5 protein-coding genes are annotated in these 4,580 nt (G+C 30.3%); all 5 read left to right on the forward strand.

The genetic code is table 11. The annotated features are described in order from the left end of the window. Positions 1-338: 338 nt before the first annotated feature. The 5 genes from ACVCXO_RS00425 (at position 339) to ACVCXO_RS00445 (ending at position 4,035) form a co-directional block, all read left to right on the forward strand. Positions 339-749 carry a hypothetical protein gene (locus tag ACVCXO_RS00425; protein WP_452227628.1) on the forward strand — a complete coding sequence of 137 codons (411 nt, stop codon included), beginning with the start codon at positions 339-341 and terminating at the stop codon, positions 747-749. A gap of 144 nt (positions 750-893) precedes the next feature. After that, positions 894-1,649, forward strand: a complete 756-nt coding sequence (locus ACVCXO_RS00430) for a hypothetical protein (protein WP_165750539.1) — start codon at positions 894-896, stop codon at positions 1,647-1,649. 141 nt (positions 1,650-1,790) lie between these two features. Then, positions 1,791-2,360: a hypothetical protein gene (locus ACVCXO_RS00435; RefSeq protein WP_452227629.1), complete on the forward strand. Its 570-nt coding sequence runs from the start codon at positions 1,791-1,793 to the stop codon at positions 2,358-2,360. A gap of 151 nt (positions 2,361-2,511) precedes the next feature. Beyond that, a complete protein-coding gene (locus tag ACVCXO_RS00440) occupies positions 2,512-3,291 on the forward strand; it encodes a tetratricopeptide repeat protein (protein WP_452227630.1) in 780 nt (259 codons plus the stop codon). Between the two features lie 240 nt (positions 3,292-3,531). Then, complete coding sequence (locus ACVCXO_RS00445) at positions 3,532-4,035, forward strand: hypothetical protein (protein WP_452227631.1); 504 nt, start codon at positions 3,532-3,534, stop codon at positions 4,033-4,035. The last annotated feature ends 545 nt before the right edge of the window (positions 4,036-4,580 follow it).

The raw sequence follows: 4,580 nt of genomic DNA on the forward strand, positions 1-4,580 counted from the left end.
AAAAACGTTGGGTAACACCGTGTATAAAAAATTGCTAGTTTCTTGCTTGCTCGGAAAATCCTTCGGATTATCCTCTGGCTCGTTTTCTTTTGCTATTTTAGTTGTCTAAACACGCAACTTTCCATACACAAACACGTTGTAGGTAATTTGAGAAAAATCAGAAATGATAGAGTATTTTAAGAACAAAAAGAACATTCCGTATTTCATAATTCTGATAATCGGAATCGCAATTGGAACTTCTAAATATGATTTTATTCCTACTATTTTAGGCTTTGGAATTATAATAATATTTGGAATTATCGCTGGACTAATAATCCGTATTTTTATAAGATAAAATTATGTTGTTTAAGAACAAAACTGAAGAAATTAAAGAGGAGTTTTCTATTGGAAATTATGAATTCTCATTTGACCACGAAAACTCAACAATTGAAATTAGTGGCAATAAAATAATTGATTTGACTATAAAGTCAGATGAAAATGTTTTTGACGAATTATGTGAAAAAGATGATTTTGAATTTAGTTACGGAATTTATGCGCCTGAATTCTATGCTCGTGAAATCGATTTGGGGAAAAAAGGACAAATTGTGATTAACGAAAAAAATCAAAATGATTATGAAACTGCCCTTTATTTTATGGAACATAATGGTTTAAATATAAATTTAAGTTTACATCCTAACTGGATTTTAGTGGTTGGATGGACAAAAATCAGCGGAAAAGAATACCCGATTACAATCAGAATGAAAAGATAAAAACTACCTACAACACCGTATATAATTTATTGCTAGTTCTAGCCTGCTTACGAAAACCCTCGCGGATTTTCTATTCGGTTTATATTTGCTAAATTAGGTGCTGAAACACGCAACAAACCATATACAAACACGTTGGCAATAATTATGAAGAAACTCAATAACTTACTTTTTATCTTTTTGCTTTTACCAAGCTTATTAACTGCCCAAAATTTCTATTTGAATATAAAAGGAGCTGATAGTATTGCAAAAAAAGAGTTGATAGTTGAATATAAAGATGGATTCAAAGAAATCAAGAAAGTTCAGAATTCTAAAGTAAAAAAAATAAAACTGGGACATTTAAAAAAATCTGAATTAAGTTTCATCAAACTGAAACTGAATTCGGACACCTTATTTCTGAAAAGTGAAAATATTCTACAGGATATTGGAGTAAATATCAGTTCTGGGTTTGACGGAATTTTAAATGATACACTAAACGTTTTTTTAGATACTTATCCATATAAACATAGAGGAAGTCAATTTGTAGTAAATCGGTTTTCCTTAGATAAGCTACCTGACAATAAAAAGATTTTGATAGTACAAATAAATAGAGATGCTTACATAGTAAAATGGCCAAAATTTAAATTGGAGGAATATTCAGAATATTTTTCTAACTTAATTAAAGATGATTTCTGCAATTGTATGTCTGACAAAGCATTTGATAAAACGAATTATAAAGAGGTTTTTGACTCTTGTCTAACCGAGCCAATGACGAAAACAATACCGCTTTTAGAAACTACGTTAAAAATGTACATCTATGAAAATAACGACGGGAAAGAATATGAAGATAGAGTTACTGAATTTATAAACGGAATTTTATTAAAAGTCAATTTACATTATAATGACAATTGTTACAAGAAATAACTATTGCCAACACCGTATATAATTAATGGCTAGTTTTAGCCTGCTTACGAAAATCATTGCTGATTTTCTATTCGGTTTTTATTTGCTAAATTTAGTGCCTAAACACGCCACTAATCATATACAAACACGTTACCTACAATTATGAAAAACATCCGAACTCTAATTATTATTCTTCTGATTTCCTTGTCATTTTCTACATTCGGACAAAATGATTCGCGTGCGATTGACGGAATCGGATTTGACTCTGTTTTTCAAAATTTAGAATCGGGAAATTTTAGCGGAACTGTAAACGGAGTTTTAATCGTTAAAGATTCTGAAAACAGACAATCTTTATTAGATTTTCAAGGCAGTTATGCGAAATTAGAAATAGAAAAAGACGAACACGAAGTTTATGATGTGAGTTATAAAAAATATACTGGAAAAACTACAAGCGGAAAAACGGAAATAAAATACGAAACTTACGCTTACGCAAACTCAATCGGAATTGAATTTAATGGAGAATATTATAATTTATCGTTAATTGATGGAGCTTGCGATTTAATAATTAACGGAATTGAATACTCTTATGAATCTGAAAAAAATGCTGAATATTTAATTTTACGAATTACGAAAGAAATAGAATTAATGAACAGTTATGATAGCAAAATTAGAAAAGCAATTAAGCTTTTACCGAATTCAACATTGGTAATTGCTATCAATCGGAATAAATAACTGTAGGTAACACCGTATATAATTAATGGCTAGTTCGAGCTTGCTTACGAAAATTCTTCCGAATTTTCTATTTGGTTTTTATTTGCTAAATTAGTTACTCACACACGCCACTAATCATATACAAACACGTTGTAGCACATTTAAGAAAACTATGAGAAAACATTTAACATTCTTGATTTTAACAATATTTGTCGCTTTTTCATACGGACAAACTGCGAATGAATTGAATGAACAATCCAAAGAATTTTTATTGGTTCAGAACTTCGAAAAATCTTATCCATTAATAAAAAAGTCGGCTGAATTAGGCAATGCAGAGGCTCAATATAATCTCGGAGTTTCGTTAGAATATGGATACGGAATTGAAAAAAACGAACTAAAAGCGTTTGAATGGTATCTTAAGTCAGCAGAGCAAGCTTGGAACGATGGTCTTTATAAAATGATGATGGCACACGCAACTGGAAAAAATGCCGAGATGAATTATGATAAAGCGTTTGAATATGCTTTAAAGTGTGCGGAAAATGACGATGCAACCTGTATGCTGAATGTTGTGAGTTGCTATAAAGACGGAATGGGAACTGAAAAAAATCTTGAAAAAATGCTCGAATGGGCAATTCGATTAGGGAAATTGCAAAACCCAGAGAATTTAGCACGTAGTGGAAAAATTACTTCTGCACGATTGAACTTGGCTTATATGTATCGTGACGGAACAGATGTTGAGAAAGACTTAAATAAAAGCTATGCTTGGTTTCTAATTTTTAATGAATTTAAACGAGACTTTTCATATTTGCAACAACAGTCAATAGTAAAAGAAATTGAACAAATTGAAAAAGAATTAAGTGTTTCTGAAAAAGCAAATGGTCAAAAAAATGCAGAAATAATTTTAGGTCGTTCGTTAGTAAATATGGACAATCTTTACAAAGCAGAAATGTGAGAAAAACGTGCTACAACACCGTATATAATTTATTGCTAGTTCTTGCTTGCTTACGAAAATCCTCGCGGATTTTCTATTCGGTTTTTATTTGCTAAATTACGTACTTAACCACGCAACAAATCATATACAAACACGTTGTACAACATTTGACCAAAAATGCCGATTAAACGAAATACAGACCAAAAAAGTAAAACTCTGATTGAATTGTACACGGAAGTAAATCTAAAAAACATAAACTCTTTGGTAAAAAAAACACTTTTGATTGTAATTCTTACATTCTTTTCCTGTAAAAACAGCTATGATTCGGAATCTAAATTTATGGATTGCATATATTCTAAAACTACTGATTCCAAATCTCTAATTGAAAGTGCAATATTCCAACACGAAGTTTATTTAAAAACTAAAGGTATAATTAACGACAATAAAGGAAAAGACTATAAAAAATTCATACGAGAGATTGGAGATGGGAAAATCACTTCGAATATGATTGAAAAAACATTGGCTCTTGATGCTGACGAATTAGATATTGATGTCATTGGTTGTGGAAAAAAATATGCGTCAAAAAGTTCTAAAGCAAAAAAAACGAGAAACTTTTTTAAAGATATTCTTGAAAACAAAAAAGACCTACAAACAGCATTCAATGATTTCGATAAAATAGTAAGTGAAGAAGACTTTGAACATCCTTTTTTTAAAATCTGCACTTTCGTAATATTGGATTATTATATTCTAAACTTGAATGAATAAAAAAACGTTGTACAACATCGTGTATAATGCATTGCTAGTTTTTGTTTACTCGGAAAATCCTGCGGATTTTCCTCTGGCTCGTTTCTTTTTGCTAAATTAGTTACCTAAACACGCAACGACACCATACACAAAACCGTTATCTATAAGTTACTCACCAACAAAAATTATTGGAAAATCTATAAGTCTGAACTTCCAACAAGGGAATAATTACTCAGATGAATAATGTAATCTGAAAAACGTTACGGATTGGATTCTGTTTGATTTTATAAACTAAGAGAATTTTAGATTAAAAAGATCAATAAAGTAAACCAAGATTGAAAAGCTTGCGTTTATCGTTACGACTGAATTACACGAAGAAAAACCAATCTGAGCTAATCTGGACAGTAGAAACGTATCATTGCGCTTAAACCGTTGCTAAAATCAGAATTCCTAAATTATATTTATATAAAAATTTAAACATCTGAACTCTGGCTAACTATGAAAAGACCTATAGATAACAACGTATATAATTAATGGCTAGTTTTAGCTTGCTTACGAAAATCTTT

The organism is Lacinutrix sp. MEBiC02404, assembly GCF_053601575.1.

Coding starts and splice junctions, on each gene's coding strand:
- ACVCXO_RS00435 (WP_452227629.1), top strand. CDS start 1,791: ATGAAAAACATCCGAACTCTAATTATTATTCTTCTGATTTCCTTGTCA.
- ACVCXO_RS00440 (WP_452227630.1), top strand. CDS start 2,512: ATGAGAAAACATTTAACATTCTTGATTTTAACAATATTTGTCGCTTTT.
- ACVCXO_RS00425 (WP_452227628.1), top strand. CDS start 339: ATGTTGTTTAAGAACAAAACTGAAGAAATTAAAGAGGAGTTTTCTATT.
- ACVCXO_RS00430 (WP_165750539.1), top strand. CDS start 894: ATGAAGAAACTCAATAACTTACTTTTTATCTTTTTGCTTTTACCAAGC.